The sequence below is a fragment of the Microvirga terrestris genome, assembly GCF_015694425.1.
Taxonomy (GTDB): domain Bacteria; phylum Pseudomonadota; class Alphaproteobacteria; order Rhizobiales; family Beijerinckiaceae; genus Microvirga; species Microvirga terrestris.
On sequence record NZ_JADQDN010000004.1, the window covers coordinates 22521 to 41233 of the forward strand.

Sequence of the window (18713 nt, forward strand, 5' to 3'; positions counted from 1 at the left end):
CCGGACACAAGGACAAAGGGCTTAGAAGACCAACCCTCCAGGGAGGAATGAGATGAAAGCAACGGTACTGAAGATCGCCATGGCGGCAGGCCTCATGGCCGGCGTCGCCACCGGCGCGGTGGCCCAGCAGAAGAATGTCACGATCGGCGTTTCGATCCCGGCCGCTACACACGGCTGGACCGGCGGCGCCGTGTATCATGCGCAAGAAACCGCCAAGGCGCTCGAGAAGATGCATCCTGGCCTCAAGGTGATCGTCAAGACGTCTCCGGACGGCGCTTCGCAGGCGAACGCTCTCGACGATCTCACCGCCCAGAAGATCGACGCGCTCGTGGTGCTGCCCTTCAATTCCGACGAGCTGACGGATCCCGTCAGGCAGGTGAAGAACAAGGGCGTCCTCGTCACCGTCATCGACCGTGGTCTGAAGGATCCGTCGATCCAGGACATCTATGTGGCAGGTGACAATCCAGGCTTTGGCCGAATTGCCGGCAAGTACTTTGCCGACACCCTGAAGCAGGGCAACATCGTCGTGCTGCGCGGCATCCCGACCGTGCTCGACGACGAGCGCGTGACGAACTTCGAGAAGGCCATCCAGGGCTCGGGCGTCAAGATCCTCGACCGGCAATACGCCAATTGGAACCGCGACGATGCCTTCAAGGTGATGCAGGACTTCCTTTCCAAGCATCAGAAGATCGATGCGGTGTGGGCTGCGGACGACGACATGGCGCTCGGCGTTCTCGAAGCCATCCGTCAGGCCAAGCGTGACGACATCAAGTTCGTGGTCGGCGGTGCCGGCATGAAGGAAATGGTCAAGCGGGTCATGGATGGCGACAAGATGATCCCGGTCGATGTCACTTATCCGCCGGCTCTGGTCGCAACGGCCATGCATGTGACGGCTGCGAACTTCTACTCGAACGCCCCGATGCGCGGCACCTTCGTGCTGAATGCGCAGCTCATCACCAAGGACAACGCCAAGGATCACTACTTCCCGAACTCTCCGTTCTAAGCGGCGTCGCTCTCGCCCCTTCCTCTAGGAAGGGGCGAGGCAACGGCAAGCTGCTCAACATTCGGGCGGCTTCCCCTTGCCGGCTTTTCCCACGCCATCTCGGGAGTTCACCCATGAAGACCATGAAGGGCCCCGGCCTTTTCCTTGCGCAGTTCGCAGGCGACGAGGCTCCGTTCAACTCGCTCGACGCGATCTGCCGCTGGGCGGCCTCCCTCGGCTATAAGGGCGTGCAGATCCCCACCTGGGATGCGCGCCTCATCGACCTGAAGAAGGCGGCGGAGTCGCAAACCTATTGCGACGAGATCTTAGGGCTGGTGCGCTCCCATGGTCTGGAAATCACGGAACTCTCCACTCACCTGCAGGGCCAGCTCGTGGCGGTTCATCCGGCATTCGACGAAGCCTTCGACGGGTTTGCAGCTCCCGAAGTCAGGGGCAACCCGAAGGCGCGTCAGGAATGGGCCGTCAACCAGATGCTGATGGCGGCAAAAGCCTCGAAGCGTCTGGGCCTGACTGTCAGCGTGTCGTTCTCTGGGGCGCTTGCCTGGCCCTTCATGTATCCATGGCCGCAGCGCCCAGCCGGCTTGGTCGAGACTGCCTTCGAGGAACTGGGACGGCGCTGGCGGCCAATTCTTGACGCCTATGAGGAAGCGGGCTGCGACGTGGCCTACGAGATTCACCCCGGCGAGGACATTCACGACGGCGCCACCTTCGAGCGCTTCGTCGATGCGGTCGGCGGCCATGCGCGGGCCTGCATCAATTACGACCCGAGCCACTTCCTGCTGCAGCAGCTCGACTACGTCGCCTTCATCGATCTCTATCACGAGCGCATCAAGGCATTCCATGCCAAGGACGCGGAGTTCAACCCGTCCGGTCGCATCGGCGTCTATGGGGGTTATGAGAGCTGGATCAACCGTGCCGGCCGCTTCCGCTCGCTCGGCGACGGGCAGGTGGATTTCGGCTCGATCTTCTCCAAGCTTGCTCAATACGACTACGATTCCTGGGCCGTGCTGGAATGGGAATGCGCGCTCAAGCATCCAGAAGATGGCGCCCGGGAAGGCGCCGAGTTCATCAAGGCGCATATCATCCGCGTCACGGAAAAAGCCTTTGACGACTTCGCCGCCGGCGGAACGGACGAGGCGGCGAACCGCCGGATGCTCGGCATCGCTCAAGCATAATCTATCAGGGGCACGTTCATGACGATTGCAGGATCTCCGGATCAGAAGGTGAACCGCCGCTTGCGCCTCGGCATGGTCGGCGGCGGGCGTGGCGCCTTCATCGGCGCGGTGCACCGCATCGCCGCCCGCATCGACGACCGTTGGGAGCTGGTGGCGGGCGCGCTCTCGTCCGATCCGGAGCGCGCCAAGGCTTCCGGCGAGGATCTGCTCCTGAAGCCCGACCGTATTTATGGCGACTTCAACGAGATGGCGCGCCGCGAGCGGCGGCTGAAGGACGGCATCGACGCGGTGGCCATCGTGACGCCGAACCACGCCCATGCTGCCGCAGCCCGTGCGTTTTTGAAAGCCGGCATCCATGTGATCTGCGACAAGCCGCTCACGACGACGCGGCGCGAGGCCGATCAGCTCGCCAAGCTTGCCCGCGAGTCGGGCCTCATCTTCGCGGTGACGCACAACTACACCGGCTACCCGCTCGTGAGGCAGGCGCGCGCCATGATCCAGGCGGGGGAACTGGGCGCCATTCGCGTCGTACAGGTGGAATACGCGCAGGATTGGCTTGCCACCCGCATGGAAGAGACCGGCAGCAAGCAGGCCGAATGGCGCACGGACCCGGCGCGCTCGGGGCCAGCGGGCGCCGTGGGCGACATCGGAACGCATGCCTTCAATCTCGCCGAGTTCATCGTGAGCGACGAGGTCGCGTCCCTCTCGGCGGAGCTTCACACCTTCGTGGAGGGCCGCAGACTGGACGACAATGCCCACATGATGCTGCGCTTCGCGTCCGGCGCGAAAGGCATGCTCTGGTGCAGCCAGGTGGCAGCCGGCCTTGAGAACGGTCTTAAGATCCGCGTCTATGGCGAGAAGGCAGGCCTGGAGTGGCATCAGGAGAACCCAAATTATCTCACCTTCTCAGCCTTAGGCGAGCCGCCCCGCACCATCCGCCGCAATGGCTATGGCGCCGACGAGACCTCCCGCGCCGCATCGCGCATCCCGGGCGGGCATCCGGAGGGCTATCTTGAGGGTTTCGCTCAACTCTACACGGATGTGGCCGAGCAGATTACGGCACGCATCGAGAAGCGCGAGCCCAATCCCTTCTCGCTTCAAGTCCCCACGGTCGATCATGGCGTGCGCGGCGTGCGCTTCATCGAAGCGGCGGTGCGCTCCTCGCAGCGCAAGGCAGCCTGGGTGGATCTGTAAAGCGGCCGATCACGAAAGAAGCCCTGCCGGAGCCGCTTCGGCAGGGCAATCGGCGCAGGTGTCTTGAAATCGCTTCCGCAATCATGACGTATAGGGCGACCACGCCCGGCGGAACCGACGATACCAGATGGCCCATACGCATCACCACAGCATCGACGACCTGAACGAGACCCAGAAGCGGGTTCATCGGATTTTGTGCTCCGCCCAGAACCCGCTCTCGGCCTATGACGTCCTCGACAAGATGCGCGGCAAGGGAGCGGTCACGCCGCCGACGGTCTACCGGTCTCTGGACAAGCTCATCGAGAAGGGTCTCGCCCATAGGCTCGAGAGCCTGAACGCCTACGTCGCCTGCAAGCATCCCCATGACCATCAGGATATGGCAGCCTTTGCGATCTGCGAGAACTGCGGTCTGGTCAAGGAATTTACCGACCCGCATATCAGCGAGCGCCTGTCCCACTGGAGCGACGATCACGCGTTCTCGGCCAAGAAGGTGACGGTCGAGATCCGGGGACTTTGCGAGACCTGCGCCAAATAATCTTCGGCCTGGAACCTTAGCAAGTACAACACGTTATTACATAATATTTCGCTCACAAGTTGGATGCTTGACGGCTGTCCTCTGCCTTCCGTTGAGGAAAAAATGTAATTCTGGCCCCTTTCGCAACGATAGCACATTGTCAAAGCCACATTTTACCTATATGAATGTATAGGTTCCGTAATAACAGGAGTGTGGCTCATGAGCACCAAGGCCCTCAGGAAGGAAGAAGAGGACAACCTCCTCCGTCGTGCCGACGATGTGTGCCGGCAGAACAATCTCAGGCTCACGCCGATCCGGGAACGCGTCTATCGTGAGTTGGTCCAGAGCGGCGGCCCTGTCGGGGCTTACGATCTGGTCGATCGCCTGAGCAATGAGAAGAAGCGTCTTGCTCCGGTGACCATTTATCGTGCCCTGGATTTCCTGCGCGACGCAGGTCTCGTCCATCGCCTGGCCACCCAGAACTCCTATGTGATTTCCCACGGCCAGCCGGACATGAACGCGATGAAGATCATGTTCGTGGATGCGAAGACCGGTGAAACCGTCGAGGTTCATTCGAGCGAGGTTGCCGAGGCTGTACGCAAGGCCGCCGAGCAGGCCGGCTTCAAATCGGTCTCGCCGTTCATGGAAGTCGAAGGCGAGATCGCTCAATAATGCAAAATGAGGCAGGATCGACCTCGACCTGCCTCTCAGAACAAAACAAAAGGCCGGGCAATGCCCGGCCTTTTGTTTTGTCACTCCGCCGCAACGGGCTGATGATGATGGTGCTTCTCGGGCGTCCTATCCTCCGCCCGGTGAGCACGGACCGTCTCCCGTGAGATGAAGGTGTAGAACATCGGCACCACAAAGAGGGTGAAGATCGTGCCGATGGACATGCCGGACGCGATCACCAAGCCCATCGAGAAACGGGCAGCCGCACCGGCGCCGCTGGCATAGAGCAGAGGCGCGACACCGAGCACCATGGCAGCCGTGGTCATCAGGATCGGGCGCAGACGGACGCGCGCCGCTTCCTCGATGGCCTCGCGCTTGCCGACTCCGTGCTTCTCCTTCTGCTCGTTGGCGAACTCCACCATCAGAATGCCGTGCTTGGTGATCAGGCCCACAAGAGTGATCAATCCAACCTGCGTGTAGATGTTGAGAGTCGCCAGACCCAGATTCAGGAAGATCATGGCGCCGAACATGGAGAGCGGAACCGACATCATGATGATGAACGGGTCGCGGAAGCTCTCGAACTGCGCCGCCAGCACCAGATAGATCACGATGACGGCGAGCCCGAAGGCCAGGAAGATCGAATTGCCTTCCTGGATTTCCAGGCGCGACTGACCGGCATAATCCTCATAGAAGCCCTGTGGCATAACCTCCTTGGCGATCGAGCGCAGGGTGGCCAACCCGTCGGACGTGGTCACGCCTGGGAGCGGCAAGGCCGACAGGGTTGCCGAGTTGAGCTGGTTGAACTGCTCGATGGCAGCCGGCGCAGCATCCGTCTTGATACTGATGAGAGCCGACAAGGGAACCATGGAACCGTCGGACGCGCGGACATAATACTCGGAAAGCCGCTCAGGATTGAGACGATCCACCTGCCGAACCTGACTGACGACGTCGTAGCTCCGGTTGTCTCGGTCGAACTTGGAGATCGGCGCACCGCCGACCAGAGCCCCGAGCGTGTTGCCGATCTCGGACACGGGCACACCCAACGCGGCAGCCCGGTCGCGATCAACCGTGATGCGCGCCCGCGGCGTCTCGTAGGAGATGGAGTTCTGGACGACGATGAACTTGCCCGACTTCATCGCCCGCTTGCGGATTTCATCCGCAGTCTCATAGGCCTGGGAGGAATCGCCGATCGTGCGCAGAACATACTGGATCGGCAGGCCGTCACCGGCTCCGGGCAGGGATGGAGGCGCGAAGGCGAAGGCCTGCAGGCCAGCGTTTTCATTCAAAAGGTTCTGAATGTCTTGCTTAGTCTGAGCACCCTTCTTGTCACGCTCGCTCCACTCTTTCAGCTTGAAGCCGAAAAAGCCGCCGCCGCCGCCGTCGATGCCGACGATCAGGAAGCTGTCGTCGATTTCCTTGATCTTCTCGGCCGCATTGGTGAACTGCTTTGAGAAAGCCTGGGTATAATCGGCGGTCGCATATTTCGGTGCATTCAGAATGCCGAGATAGGCGCCCTGATCCTCTTCCGGCGCAAGCTCGGAGGAGGTCTTGGTGAACATGAACGCCGTGGTGCCGAGCAGGACGGCCACGATGACGAGCGTCACGCCACGATAGTCCAGCGAACCCTTGAGGCGGCGGGAATACCAGTTCTCAAGCCGGGTGAAGACCCGGTCGACGAAAGCGGCGAAGCGGCCCTGCGCCCCATGCGACTTCAGGAGCTTCGACGACATCATTGGCGAGAGCGTCACGGCGACGATGCCCGAGATGATCACGGCTCCGGCCAAGGTGAAAGCAAACTCACGGAAGAGCGAGCCCGTCAGGCCCTGCGTGAAGCCGATGGGGGCATAGACGGCCGCCAGCGTGATCGTCATGGAGACGATCGGCACGAAGATCTCCTTCATGCCCACGACGGCTGCCTCGACCGGCTTCAAACCCTCCTCAATGTGGCGGTGAATATTCTCCAGCACCACGATGGCGTCGTCCACCACAAGACCGATGGCAAGCACCATGGCCAGCAGGGTGAGCAGGTTGATCGAGTAGCCCAGCGCATAGAGGAAGAAACAGACGCCCACGAGTGAGAGCGGGATGGTCACGATGGGGATCAGCACCGAGCGGAAAGACCCCAAGAACAGCAGGATCACCACCACGACGATGAGCGCCGCCTCGCCGATGGTCTTGAACACCTCCTCAATCGAGGCCGAGATGAAGTTCGACGCATCGTACACGATCTCGACGGTCATGCCCTGAGGCAGGGTCGAGCGGATGCCTTCAATGGCCTTTGTTACCTCTTCGGCAACGGTCAGCGGATTGGCCGATGGTGTCGGCGTGATGCCGATGAAGGTACCCTGGCTGCCGTTGAAGCTGACGATAGTGTCCGTGCTCTCAGGCCCGAGTTCCACATCCGCCACATCGCGCAGGCGCACGACCTGGTCGCCGTTCGAGCGGATCGGCAGCGTGCCGAAAGTCTCGGGCGTCTGCAGAGTGGTCTGCATGTCGAGCCGGTAGGCGACATACTCGCTCTGGGTCTTGCCGGGCGCCGCGAGGAAGTTGTTGGCCCTGATCGCCGCCACCACGTCGCCGGCCGTCACAGCGCGAGCCGCCAGGCGCACGGGATCGATCCAGACACGCATGGAGAAGTCGCGCCCGCCGAGGATCTCGGCATTGCCGACGCCTTCGAGCGTCGCAAAACGCGGCTGCACCACGCGGGTGAGGAATTCGGAGACCTGCTCCGGGTTCATCTCCGTGCTGCCGAAGGTGATGTACATGAGGGCGAAGCTCTGGCCCGTGCCCTTCATGATCACCGGATCCTCAGCCTCGGAGGGAAGCTGCGCGCGGATCTGCTGCACCTTGGAGGTGACTTCCGTGAGCGCCGCGTTCGGATCGGTGTTAAGGCGCATGCGCACGGACACCGTGCTCACGCCCAGACGGCTCTGCGTCGTCACGTAGTCGACGCCTTCCGCACTCGACACGGACTTGGCGATGGGCGTGCTGATGAAGCCCTGGATCAGGTCGGCGCTGGCGCCCGTATAGACCGTCGTGATCGTGATGGTGGTTTCCTCGACCTCAGGATACTGGCGCACCTGGAGGTTCATCAGACCCTGCGCACCCAGCAGCAGGATCAGGAGGCTCACCACCATCGACAAAACGGGGCGGCGGATGAAAAGTTCTGTGAAACTCATGGCTGAAGCCTATTGCCCGCTTGCGAGCTTCGTCGCGTCGAGCTTGGTCACATCGATGGTGTTGTCGATTTTGACGGTCGAGCCAGCCTGCAGTTTGTTCTGCCCCGAGGCAGCCACCTGCTGACCAGGGTTGAGGCCGGAGAGGATCTCGAGAGCCCCGCCGCGGCGACGGCCGGTCTTCACGAAGACCTGCTTGACGACCTGAACCTGCTGGCCTGCCCGCTCTTCCTGCTCGATCGTGTAGACGTAATCCCCGTAGAGGCTGGTGATAACCGCCGTCTGTGGCAGGGTCATGACGTTCGGCTGTTCCGGCAGAATCGCTTCCACGTGGAGGAACTGACCGGGGAGAATGGCCCCGTCCTTGTTTTCGTCAATGATCGCCTGAACGGAGACCAGACGGGTCGCCGGATCGACACGAGGATCCTTGCCGACGACGCGCCCCTTGAAGGGCAGGTTCGCCTCGGTCACACCGACCCGAACTTCCTGACCGAGCTTGATTTCAGCAGCCCGCTGCTCCGGAACGGTAAAGTCGACCTTCATGGACGACAGATCCTGGAAGCTCGCGATGACCGTTCCCGGCTGCAGGTATTGCCCGACATCGATCCGCGGGATGCCGATAACGCCGGAGAACGGCGCCTTCAGAGCCTTTTGCTCAATCGTGGCCTGCAGGCGTGCCAGACGCGACCGCGCAGCCGCGAACAAAGCGCTGGCCTGATCGAGGTTCGCTTCCGTACCGTAACCGCGAGCTGACAGGGCCTTGGCGCGCTCGAAGTTGCTTTCAGCCGTCTTCACATTCGCCTGGACATCCTGAATGTCCGCGCGCTCGACTGTGTCGTCGAGCTGGACGAGAACTTCGCCCTGACGGACATTCTGGTTTGCCTTGAACTTAATCTGGCTGACGATGCCAGCCGTCTCGAAGGCCAGTTCGACCCCGTTGGCAGCCTTGGCCGTGCCGATGGCGCCGATGCTCGGGGACCAAGTCTTCGCCTCGACCTTGGCAGCCGAAACCGTCTGCGCCGGTTGCTGCATGGTGGCGAAGAATTGGGTGATCATCTTGTCGCGGAAGAAGTTGAACCAGATCAACCCGCCGCAGAGGCCAACCGCGAGAATGAACACAAGACCGACTACAAGGCGCCGTTTCATAGGCTTCTTCCGAAATTCCGAACCCCTATCAACGGGCTCATATAAGACTAAGGAGGTGCGGCATTAACGCGGCTTTCCCTTGACGCCAATACCGTGGAACAATTTATATACCGTCTGGACGGTTTAGTCGCAAGTGCGTCAACGCACGAAACAAGAGTTATGGATGCTGTTTCCCTGTACCAGAGGCCGTAAGAGTTCCCGAGAAAAAATTCTTGATGCGGCCGCAGAACTTGTCGGCGAGATCGGCGCCGGCCGGCTGACGCTCGAGGCCGTGGCGGAGAAGGCTGGGCTCAGCAAGGGCGGGCTGCTCTACAACTTTCCGACTAAGGATGCGCTGCTGCAGGGGATGATTCAGCGCATGATCGACCAGGTCGCCTCTGAAAAGGAGGTCTTGCGCGAAAAGGCCCATCCTGGCCCCAACTTGGAAGCCAGGGTCGTGACCAAGACGCTGCTGAATATATGCTGCGGCGGCAAGATGCAGGACATGGCCACCGGAATGATGGCCGCTACGGCCGAGAATCCGCGTCTTCTCGACCCCGTGCGCCAGGTGATCCGCACCACTCTGGAGCAGTTGAAGGCAACCTCGGACGACCTCGATTCCGCCCTGCTGGCATGGCTGGCGACGGAAGGGCTGAGCAGTCTGGAGATGCACAATCTCAGCCCATTTTCGGATGAGGACAGGGATCGGATTGTGAGGGCCATCGAGCGCCTCGTCACCAAAGGGATCGCCGAATAGACAGTTGCCGCTTAGGCCATCCAGGATGGGTCGCTCAGCACCTCGTCCGTATGCTCGCCGAGCCGCGGCGAAGGCCGCTGGGCCGCCATCGGCTCCCCATTCATCACGATTGGCGAGCGGACGGACGGGATGGCCCCACCTATGGCCTCGGGCGAGGACAGGTCGATCCTCATGCCGCGGGCGATGACCTGCGGATCGGCGAAGACATCCGCCACCGTGTTGATGGGACCGGCCGGAACACCCTGTTTCTCGAGTGCCGACAGCAGCGCATCGCGGGTGGTTTTCAGGGTGAGCTCGGTGAGGATCGGCACGAGTTCGGCCCGGCGGCCCACCCGGCCTGCATTGGAGCTGAAACGCTCGTCCCGGGCCAGCTCAGGCTTGCCGAGGACCGACACGAACCGGGCGAACTGCCCATCGTTGCCCACCGCCACGATCACGTGACCGTCCGCCACCGGGAAAACCTGATACGGCACGATGTTGGGATGGGCATTGCCCATGCGCCGGGGCGACTTGCCAGAGGCCAGATAGTTCATGGCCTGGTTCGCCAGCACGCTCGTCTGCACGTCGAGGAGAGCCATGTCGAGATGCGCGCCCTTCCCCGTGGCATCGCGCTGGCGAAGGGCGGCCAGGATGCCGACGACCGAGTAGACGCCGGTGAAGATGTCCACATAGGCGACGCCAATCTTCTGCGGCTCGCCATCCGGATCGCCCGTAAGGTCCATGATCCCGCCCATGCCCTGGATCATGAAGTCGTAACCGGCACGCGACGCGTAAGGCCCGTTCTGGCCAAAACCGGTGATCGAGCAATAGACCAGACGGGGATTGACTTTTTTCAGGCTCTCATAGTCGAGGCCGTATTTCTTCAGGCCTCCAACTTTGAAGTTCTCGATCACCACATCCGCATGGGCGGCAAGTTTTCGCACAAGCTCCTGGCCCTCAGGCGTCTCGAAATCCACCGCAATGGAGCGTTTGCCGCGGTTGCAGGAATGGAAATAGGCCGCCGAGAGATCGCCGCCATCGGCTGCCTCCACGAAGGGCGGTCCCCAGCCGCGGGTGTCGTCGCCCGCGCCTGGCCGCTCGACCTTCACCACATCGGCACCGAGATCGGCGAGCAGCTGGCCGACCCAGGGGCCTGCCAGAATACGCGCGAGTTCGAGGACTTTGAGGCCAGCGAGCGGTTTCATGCGGATCAATCCATGATCGTGTCGAGGCCGCGCCGCAGGCCAGTGAAGGATCCGACGCGGCGGGCGGCCAGCAGGGTGCCGGCGACGTAAGGAGCCGCCGACGAGCCCGCATCGTGACGGATCACGAGGCGCTCGTTGTCGGCCCCGAAAACCGCCTCGCAGGACAGGACGAAGGATGGCATGCGCAGGGAATGAACCTGCACGGGCTCTTTGGCTCCCAGGGCCCCGCCACGGGTCTCGCGAACGCCGGTGAGTTCGGCGACAGGCTTCGAGGTGGCAGGCTGGCGCGCCTCGCTCAAAAGCTCGGCCAGTTCGCGAGCAGTGCCCGACGGTGTATCCGGCTTCTTGGCCGAGGCGTAATCGATGACCTCGACATCCGGCACGTAGCGCGCTGCCTCAAGGGCGAAGCGGCGCAGCAGCGTCGCGGTGATCGAGAAGTTGCCGGCTGCAAGCACGCCCCGCCCTGCTTTCTGCGCCTCTCCGTCGATTTCGGTGTAATCCTCAGCGCTGAGCCCCGAGGTGCCGACGACCACGTGCCGCCCCTGAGCCAGGGCCGTGAGGGTGTTGGCCTTCACAACATCGGGCTTGGTGTAGTCGATCACCACGTCGGACGGCTCGCGCAGTGCCTCTTCCAGTGTGGCGCTGATCGGAACTCCGAGGCGGGAAAGGCCGGCGGCTTCGCCCGCATCCTGCCCCGCCGCACTGCGGCTGACGGCGCCGGCCAGCACGAGATCATCGGAGGCGGCAATCGCCGCCACGAGAGCTTTGCCGACCCAGCCGGTCGATCCTGCCAGGGTGATCCGAAGCGCCATCGATGTGCCCTCTCTCAGAAGAATGCCTGAAGGCCCGTCTGGGCACGGCCGAGGATCAGCGCATGCACGTCGTGGGTGCCCTCATAGGTGTTCACGGTCTCCAGGTTCTGCGCGTGGCGCATCACGTGGTATTCCTCCTGGATGCCGTTGCCGCCGTGCATGTCGCGGGCGATGCGTGCGATCTCCAGAGCCTTGCCGCAATTGTTGCGCTTGACCAGCGAGATCATCTCGGGCGCCACGCGGCCCTCGTCGAAGAGGCGGCCGACGCGCAAGCTGGCGTGCAGGCCGAGCGTGATCTCGGTCATCATATCGGCGAGTTTCTTCTGCACCAGCTGGGTCGCGGCCAGCGGCCGGTCGAACTGCTTGCGGTCCAGCGTGTATTGGCGCGCCCGGTGCCAGCAATCCTCCGCCGCTCCCAGCGAACCCCACGAAATGCCGTAGCGGGCGCGGTTGAGGCAGCCGAACGGACCTTTCAGGCCCGATACGTTCGGCAGCAGGGCGTCCTCACCAACCTCGACATTATCCATGACGATCTCGCCGGTAATGGAGGCGCGGAGCGACAGCTTGCCGCCGATCTTCGGGGCGGACAGCCCCTTCATGCCCTTGTCCAACACGAAGCCGCGAATCTGGTTGTCGTGGGCTTCCGACTTCGCCCATACGACGAACACATCCGCGATGGGGGAGTTGGAGATCCACATCTTGGAGCCGGTGAGGCGATAGCCGCCATCGGTCTTCACAGCGCGGGTCTTCATGCCAGCGGGATCGGAGCCCGCATCCGGCTCGGTGAGGCCGAAGCAGCCCACATATTCGCCCGACGCCAGTTTCGGCAGGTACTTCCGGCGCTGCTCCTCGGAGCCATAGGCATAGATGGGATACATCACGAGGGAGGACTGCACGCTCATCATGGAGCGGTAGCCGGAATCGACCCGCTCCACCTCGCGGGCCACGAGACCGTAGGCCACATAGGACGCACCGGCGCAGCCATAATCCTCCGGCAGGGTTACGCCGAGAAGGCCCAACTCGCCCATCTCGTTGAAGATTGCGCGGTCCGTCTTTTCTTCGCGATAGGCTTCGATCACCCGGGGCAGGAGCTTGTCCTGGGCATAAGCCCGGGCCGTGTCGCGGATCATGCGCTCGTCGTCGGTGAGAAGCTCGTCGAGGAGCAGCGGGTCCTCCCACTTGAGCTTCGCGAGTTCCTGTTGAGCACCGGCCATGATGATCATCCTTCCCATGAGTGCTTTTGGGCGCCGGCGTCAGGCCAGACAAACCCATTGAATTTGAGCGGCAAAATCGCGCTGGACAGGCCAAAAGTAAATCGACATCTTCGCAGCAGGTTATTCACAATCGGAATGAACGTGTGTTTCGTCGCGGTTTCCTGCCCAATGTGGGCAATCTCCTCGCCTTCGAGGCCACGGCCCGCCACGGCAGCGTGTCACGAGCAGCCGAAGAGCTCAACCTGACGCAGAGCGCCGTCTCGCGCCAGATCCAGCAATTGGAGGAATCGCTCGGCGTCTCCCTGTTCAGCCGTTCGCGGCAGCGGGTGGTGCTCACCGATGTGGGGCGCCTGTATGCGTCCCAGGTGCGGGCTACCCTGTCCGAGCTGTCTGACGCGACCCATCAGGCCATTGCGCTCTCGGGCACGACCGGGGTGCTCAACCTCGCCACCCTGCCGACCTTCGGCACCCGCTGGCTCATCCCGCGCATTCCCGGCTTCTTCGCCCAGCATCCGGGGGCAACGGTGAATTTCGGCGTCCGGCTCGTGCCCTTCGACTTCGCCACCGAGCCGTTCGACGCAGCCATTCATTTCGGCGAGCCGCACTGGCCGGGCGCCGTGTGCGAATTGCTGCGGACGGAGGAGGCGGTGCCCGTCTGCAGCCCGGCCTACCGGGAGCGCGAGAACCTGCGTTCGCCGCAGGATCTAGCCCGAGCCACCCTGCTCCAGCAGAGCACGCGCCCCACCGCCTGGGCGGAGTGGTTCGCCAGCATTGGCGTGGAGGCGAGCAATCCGCTCCGCGGCCCGCGCTTCGAGCAATTCGCCATGGTGGCCCAGGCGGCAGCCGCTGACCTGGGCGCCGCTCTCATTCCGCATTTCCTGATCGCCGACGAGCTGGCGTCAGGTCGCCTGGAAATCCTTTTCCCGAACAGCCTTGTCAGCGGCGGCGCCTATTACCTGGTCTACCCAGAGCACAAGGCGGAGACGCCGCTCCTGCGCTCCTTCCGCGATTGGATCCTCGATCAGATCCATCAGGGATAGATCCGCTTCGGCTTCATCGTCCGGAAGCTCAAGGTGAGCGCCACGAGGGCGCAGACAAAGATGGCGCTGACCATCGAGACGGACGTGCCGTCATACAGAGCGCTGACCAGCGCGATGATCACCGCGCCCGTCCCAAGCTGAAGCGTGCCCATCAGGGCCGAGGCCGTGCCAGCGATAGGGCCGTGTTCCTCAAGGGCGAGCACCGCCGTGGACGGAATGACGAATCCGAGACAGCCGAACGACACGAAGAGAAGCCCCCATAGGACGAAGACGTTATCGACGCCGGAGACGGTCAGCAGGAAGAGCAGCGTCACGAGACTGGCAAAGCATGAGATTGCAATCCGAACGACTCGCTCGGCGCCGAAGCGGCGCATGAGGGTGCTGTTGAACTGGGCACTGCCGATGAAGGCAATGGCGTTCGACGCAAAGACCATGCTGTAGGCTGAGGGCGTCATGCCGAAATGCTCGATGAAGATGACGGAAGAGCCGGCGAGATAGGCGAAGAAGCTCGCTTGGCTGAACCCGCCGATGAAAGCGAGTCCGAGAAAGCGCCGATCCTCCAGCAGTCTCCCGTAAGTGCGGAAGGCCTGAGCGATACCTCCCTTGCCCTGATCCGACTTGTGGGTTTCGGGCAGCAGAAAGAGCACGACGGCGAGACCGCCCAATCCGATCAGCGCGATGGCCCAGAAGATCACGCGCCAGCTGAAGAACGCCGTCAGGGCGCTTCCGGCCAGCGGCGCCAGGATGGGGGAGACGCTGAAAACCAGCATGCTGGTCGCCATCAGGCGGGCTGCCTCGTGCCCGGTATGCAGATCGCGTATGATCGCCCGGGGAATCACCATGGCTGCGCAGGAGCCGACGCCCTGAAGGAAGCGGAAGGCGATCAGGGTCTCGACATTCGGCGCGAAGCTGCAGCCGATACCGGCCAGCACGAACAATCCCAGCCCGAAATAGAGCGGCGGCTTGCGTCCGAACCGGTCGGAGAGCGGCCCATACGCACTCTGGCAGAGGGCGACTGCCAGGAAGAAGCTCATGAGGCTCATCTGTACGCCGCTCACATCGACCTGAAACTCCCGGGCGATTGCCGGAAAGGCAGGCAGGTACATGTCGATGGCGAACGGCCCGACGGCGGAAAGCATGCCGAGGACAAGCGCATTGCGCAGAAAGGCGGACTGCATCGAAAGAGGCTTTCTTGAAACACGGTCCGTCTGTCGGGACCGGGGGATTCGACCTACCCGCTTCAGCAGGCGGGCCGGAGCACTGTCATCGGAAGATCCGGAAGGCGCCCCAGAGCCAATTGTTTCGAAGGGCGGTGAGCCGTTTGTATGCCGTCCGGCGGAGAGGTCAAGGCACAGTCCCATCGGAGCCGGATTAAAGTCCGCCCCCAGGACGATGCTTACTGTTCGTTAACCATGAATGGTCATAGCTGGTTAAACCATTCAGCTGAATGGGCCCATCCGCTCCAGGGGCATCCCTCCAGCGAGCAAGCCCCCTTGGCTGGCCAGCCACCAGAGTTTTCCCGTTCCGCATGACCGCTTCGATGCCCAGGATTCAGATGCACTTCGGCGCTGCGGTGCCCGAGGCTTGCATCGCCTGTGACCATCGGCCTGCGGGCGGACCTGGCAAGATCCTCAAGTGGCTCACTGCCGCGGCCGCTCTGATGAGCGTCGCCGCCTGCGCAGGTCGTTCAGATCTCGGCTATGCTGCCCTGAACTCTGAAGTGCCGGCAACCCGCGCGATCATCGTCACGCCGCCGGGAGGGCCCTCCGTCGTGGCTGTTCTGCAGCAGGCTTACCAGAACGGAATCTCACAGGAGATCGCCCTGTCGACGGCCTCGCTGACAAGCGGGCAGAACGCCTTCTATGTGAGCCTGCTCAACAACACTGCGGGCAATACGGAGCTCCCGGAGACCCTCTCCCTCCCCTCTCTCACCCCGGACCGGATCGAGAGGGAGATGGAGGAGCGAATCCCCGGGGTCGCCATGCAGACGTCCCTGGTCTACGTCCAAAACAAGTTCGGGCCCTTCGGATTTGCCACAGGGCGCTCTTCCAGGGGCGACCTTTGCCTTTACGCCTGGCAGCAGATCGAACCCGACAAGCCTGCCGTTCTGGTGCCAGGGGGCGCGATTTCAGTCCGCCTGCGTCTGTGCGATGCGGATGCCAGTGTCGATCAACTCCTGCGGATCATGTACGGCTATACAATCGCGGCGTATTACCGCCAGGAATCCTGGAACCCCTATGGCGATCCGCCATCACCGCCTGCCGGTTTCGGGCAACCCGGTGCGCCGATGTATCCGCTGGGGCTCGACAACAAGGAGGACGCCACCGTCATCCGCCGGCGCGTCCTGTCGTCGGAAAGCCGCACGCCTTCTGCAGATGAGATATCGGGACGCCTCATCGACAAGGATACGGTCGTGCCTGCCTTACCCATACCGCAGACGACAGCTCCGCTGGGGGGTTTTCCCGTGGTGCCACTGCCGCCAGACGAGTAAAGCCAAGTCTAGATTACTTTATGTAATAACATTATATATATTTTTATTTACCGATGTGACAATAGGCCTAAGCAAAGATAGAGATATATTAATAGACTGTCCCTCAATGTTGAATTAAGCGTGCCCCCACTCACGCGAACACTCAAGCCGAGAATCCCGACAAATGCGCGCAGGTCTTATCGTGGCCCTTTGGGCAGTGGCGGCGATCCTGATTGTTTCGCTTGTCGTTCTTCCCATCAGCCTTCAGGCGCATCTCGTGGCAGGCCTCACGGTCGTGGCCTGCATGATCATCATCAAGTTCTTCCGGGCGCAAGGCATCTGGCGCCAGATCGCCCTGGCCTTGGGCACCGCCATCGTCCTGCGCTACGTCTTCTGGCGGACGACCAGCACCATCCCGCCGATCACGGAAGTGGCGAACTTCATCCCGGGTTTCCTGCTGTACCTGGCCGAGATGTACAGCGTCATGATGCTGTTCTTGAGCCTCTTCGTGGTCTCCAGCCCGATGCCCTCGCGCAAGGCACCGCAGATCGACCCGCACAACCTGCCTACCGTCGATGTCTTCGTTCCGAGCTACAATGAAGGCGCCGATCTCCTCGCGACCACGCTCGCGGCCGCCAAGGCCATGACCTATCCGGCGGACAAGCTGACGGTCTGGCTTCTGGACGACGGCGGCACCGACGAGAAATGCAGTTCGCAGAATGCCCTCGCCGCCTTGCAGGCCCGGGAGCGCCGTGCGGAGTTGCAGGCCCTGTGCACTGCGCTCGATATCCGTTACCTGACCCGCGCCCGAAACCTGCATGCCAAGGCCGGCAATCTCAACAACGGCCTCGATCACTCCACGAGCGACCTCGTTGCCGTCTTCGACGCCGACCACGCCCCGGCGCGGAATTTCCTGACCGAAACCGTCGGCTACTTCACGGCGGACAAGAACCTGTTTCTGGTCCAGACGCCGCATTTCTTCATCAATCCCGATCCGCTCGAGCGCAATCTCGGCACGTTCCAGACCATGCCGTCCGAGAACGAGATGTTCTACGGGGTCATCCAACGCGGCCTGGACAAGTGGGATGCAGCCTTCTTCTGCGGCTCGGCCGCCGTGCTCCGGCGCGAGGCATTGCAGGAGACCAACGGTTTCAGCGGCGTCAGCATCACGGAGGACTGCGAAACCGCCCTTGAGCTCCATTCCCGCGGCTGGACGAGCGCCTATGTGGACAAGCCCCTGATTGCGGGCCTGCAACCGGACAGCTTTGCCAGCTTCATCGGCCAGCGCTCGCGCTGGGCACAGGGCATGATGCAGATCCTGCGCTACAAGTTCCCGCCCTTCAAACGCGGGCTGAAGCTGTCGCAGCGCCTGTGCTACATGTCGAGCAGCATGTTCTGGCTGTTCCCGTTCTCGCGTTTCTGCTTTCTCGTTTCGCCGCTCTGCTATCTCTTCTTCTCGCTGGAAATCTTCACTGCATCGGGAGGCGAGTTCTTCGCTTACACGTTCACCTACATGATGGTGAACTTCATGATGCAGAACTACCTCTATGGCCGCTATCGCTGGCCGTGGATTTCGGATCTCTATGAATATGTCCAGACGATCTACCTTCTGCCTGCCGTCCTGTCGGTGATCGCCAATCCGAGCAAGCCCACCTTCAAGGTCACGTCGAAGAACGAGACCATGGACGAGAGCCGGGTCTCGGAATTGGGAACGCCCTATTTCATCATCTTCGGCATTCTGCTTTTGGGCGTCGTCGCCACCGGCGTTAGGGTCTGGGCGGAGCCCTACAAAGCCGACCTGACCCTCGTCACCGGAGCCTGGAACATCCTCAACCTGATCATCGCGGGCTGCGCTCTCGGCGTCGTGTCGGAGCGGGCGACGCGCCGTCTGAGCCACCGGGTCCGCGTCGAGCGTCCCTGCCGCTTTGTCATGGGCGGCGAGGTCATCGATGCCGTCCTACGGGACGTGTCGGTCGGCGGCGCGAGGGTTCACGTGCCTCCCTCGGTCGAGCCCAGGCTGAAGAAGGGTGCCGCAGGCACCATCGAGTTCCAGCCTTTCGCCAATCTTCCGATTCAGCATCTGCCGGTGGAGATCCGCAAGGTCGGGATGGACGACGACGGGCTGCTACTGGGCTGCCGCTTCATGATCGAGAAGGCCGAGCATCGTAAGATGATCGCGGACCTCGTCTTCGCCAATGCGGATCAGTGGAGCGATTTCCAAAGGAACCGGCACTACGACATCGGCGTGTTGCGCGGAACGCTCTGGTTCTTCATGGTTGCGTTCTACCAGACCGGCCGGGGCCTCTCTTACTTCTTGGGCCTGCAGCGGATCGGCAGTTCATCCCCTCCGGCTCCATCAGTCGCCGCAACCGTCAAGTAG

The 18713-nt window shown here is 62.2% G+C and carries 15 protein-coding genes; 9 read left to right on the top strand and 6 right to left on the bottom strand.

What is annotated here, in order from left to right:
* Window positions 1-52 precede the first annotated feature (52 nt).
* From I2H36_RS09275 to I2H36_RS09295, 5 genes are all read left to right on the top strand, one after another.
* Window positions 53-1003, top strand: a complete 951-nt coding sequence (locus I2H36_RS09275) for an ABC transporter substrate-binding protein (protein WP_196263621.1) — start codon at window positions 53-55, stop codon at window positions 1001-1003.
* 113 nt (window positions 1004-1116) lie between these two features.
* Entirely contained in the window at window positions 1117-2178 is a 1062-nt protein-coding gene (locus I2H36_RS09280; protein ID WP_196263622.1) for a sugar phosphate isomerase/epimerase family protein, read from the top strand.
* 18 nt (window positions 2179-2196) lie between these two features.
* Entirely contained in the window at window positions 2197-3372 is a 1176-nt protein-coding gene (locus tag I2H36_RS09285; protein WP_196263623.1) for a Gfo/Idh/MocA family protein, read from the top strand.
* Window positions 3373-3499: 127 nt separating this feature from the next.
* Entirely contained in the window at window positions 3500-3907 is a 408-nt protein-coding gene (locus I2H36_RS09290; protein WP_196263624.1) for a Fur family transcriptional regulator, read from the top strand.
* 198 nt (window positions 3908-4105) lie between these two features.
* Window positions 4106-4558, top strand: a complete 453-nt coding sequence (locus I2H36_RS09295; RefSeq protein ID WP_196263625.1) for a Fur family transcriptional regulator — start codon at window positions 4106-4108, stop codon at window positions 4556-4558.
* 80 nt (window positions 4559-4638) lie between these two features.
* Here the strand turns inward: I2H36_RS09295 and I2H36_RS09300 are convergent, their stop codons facing one another.
* Together I2H36_RS09300 and I2H36_RS09305 are read right to left on the bottom strand one after the other, a co-directional pair.
* Window positions 4639-7734 (bottom strand): efflux RND transporter permease subunit, encoded by a 3096-nt coding sequence (locus I2H36_RS09300; RefSeq protein WP_196263626.1) that lies wholly within the window; start codon window positions 7732-7734, stop codon window positions 4639-4641.
* A gap of 9 nt (window positions 7735-7743) precedes the next feature.
* A complete protein-coding gene (locus I2H36_RS09305; protein WP_196263627.1) occupies window positions 7744-8877 on the bottom strand; it encodes an efflux RND transporter periplasmic adaptor subunit in 1134 nt (377 codons plus the stop codon).
* A gap of 163 nt (window positions 8878-9040) precedes the next feature.
* On the opposite strand from I2H36_RS09305, the gene I2H36_RS09310 reads away from it, so the two are divergent.
* Window positions 9041-9613 carry a TetR/AcrR family transcriptional regulator gene (locus tag I2H36_RS09310; RefSeq protein ID WP_196263628.1) on the top strand — a complete coding sequence of 191 codons (573 nt, stop codon included), beginning with the start codon at window positions 9041-9043 and terminating at the stop codon, window positions 9611-9613.
* An 11-nt stretch (window positions 9614-9624) separates the two neighbouring features.
* On the opposite strand, the gene I2H36_RS09315 is transcribed toward I2H36_RS09310, so the two are convergent.
* From I2H36_RS09315 to I2H36_RS09325, 3 genes are read right to left on the bottom strand one after another with little or no spacing between them, the layout of a single operon-like run.
* Window positions 9625-10797 (bottom strand): CaiB/BaiF CoA transferase family protein, encoded by a 1173-nt coding sequence (locus I2H36_RS09315; protein ID WP_196263629.1) that lies wholly within the window; start codon window positions 10795-10797, stop codon window positions 9625-9627.
* A 5-nt stretch (window positions 10798-10802) separates the two neighbouring features.
* Window positions 10803-11609 carry a 4-hydroxy-tetrahydrodipicolinate reductase gene (dapB, locus tag I2H36_RS09320; protein ID WP_196263630.1) on the bottom strand — a complete coding sequence of 269 codons (807 nt, stop codon included), beginning with the start codon at window positions 11607-11609 and terminating at the stop codon, window positions 10803-10805.
* A gap of 14 nt (window positions 11610-11623) precedes the next feature.
* Complete coding sequence (locus I2H36_RS09325; RefSeq protein ID WP_196263631.1) at window positions 11624-12823, bottom strand: acyl-CoA dehydrogenase; 1200 nt, start codon at window positions 12821-12823, stop codon at window positions 11624-11626.
* A 143-nt stretch (window positions 12824-12966) separates the two neighbouring features.
* On the opposite strand from I2H36_RS09325, the gene I2H36_RS09330 reads away from it, so the two are divergent.
* The gene (locus tag I2H36_RS09330) at window positions 12967-13863 is read left to right on the top strand and encodes a transcriptional regulator GcvA (RefSeq protein ID WP_196263632.1); all 897 of its coding nucleotides are present in this window, start codon (window positions 12967-12969) and stop codon (window positions 13861-13863) included.
* Here the strand turns inward: I2H36_RS09330 and I2H36_RS09335 are convergent.
* Window positions 13854-15041 carry a multidrug effflux MFS transporter gene (locus I2H36_RS09335; RefSeq protein WP_196263633.1) on the bottom strand — a complete coding sequence of 396 codons (1188 nt, stop codon included), beginning with the start codon at window positions 15039-15041 and terminating at the stop codon, window positions 13854-13856. The two genes, I2H36_RS09330 and I2H36_RS09335, sit on opposite strands and share 10 nt — an antisense overlap.
* Before the next feature lie 362 nt (window positions 15042-15403).
* Between I2H36_RS09335 and bcsN the strand changes: the two genes are divergently transcribed.
* Entirely contained in the window at window positions 15404-16354 is a 951-nt protein-coding gene (gene bcsN / locus I2H36_RS09340) for a cellulose biosynthesis protein BcsN (protein ID WP_196263634.1), read from the top strand.
* 163 nt (window positions 16355-16517) lie between these two features.
* A complete protein-coding gene (gene bcsA / locus I2H36_RS09345) occupies window positions 16518-18713 on the top strand; it encodes a UDP-forming cellulose synthase catalytic subunit (RefSeq protein WP_196263635.1) in 2196 nt (731 codons plus the stop codon).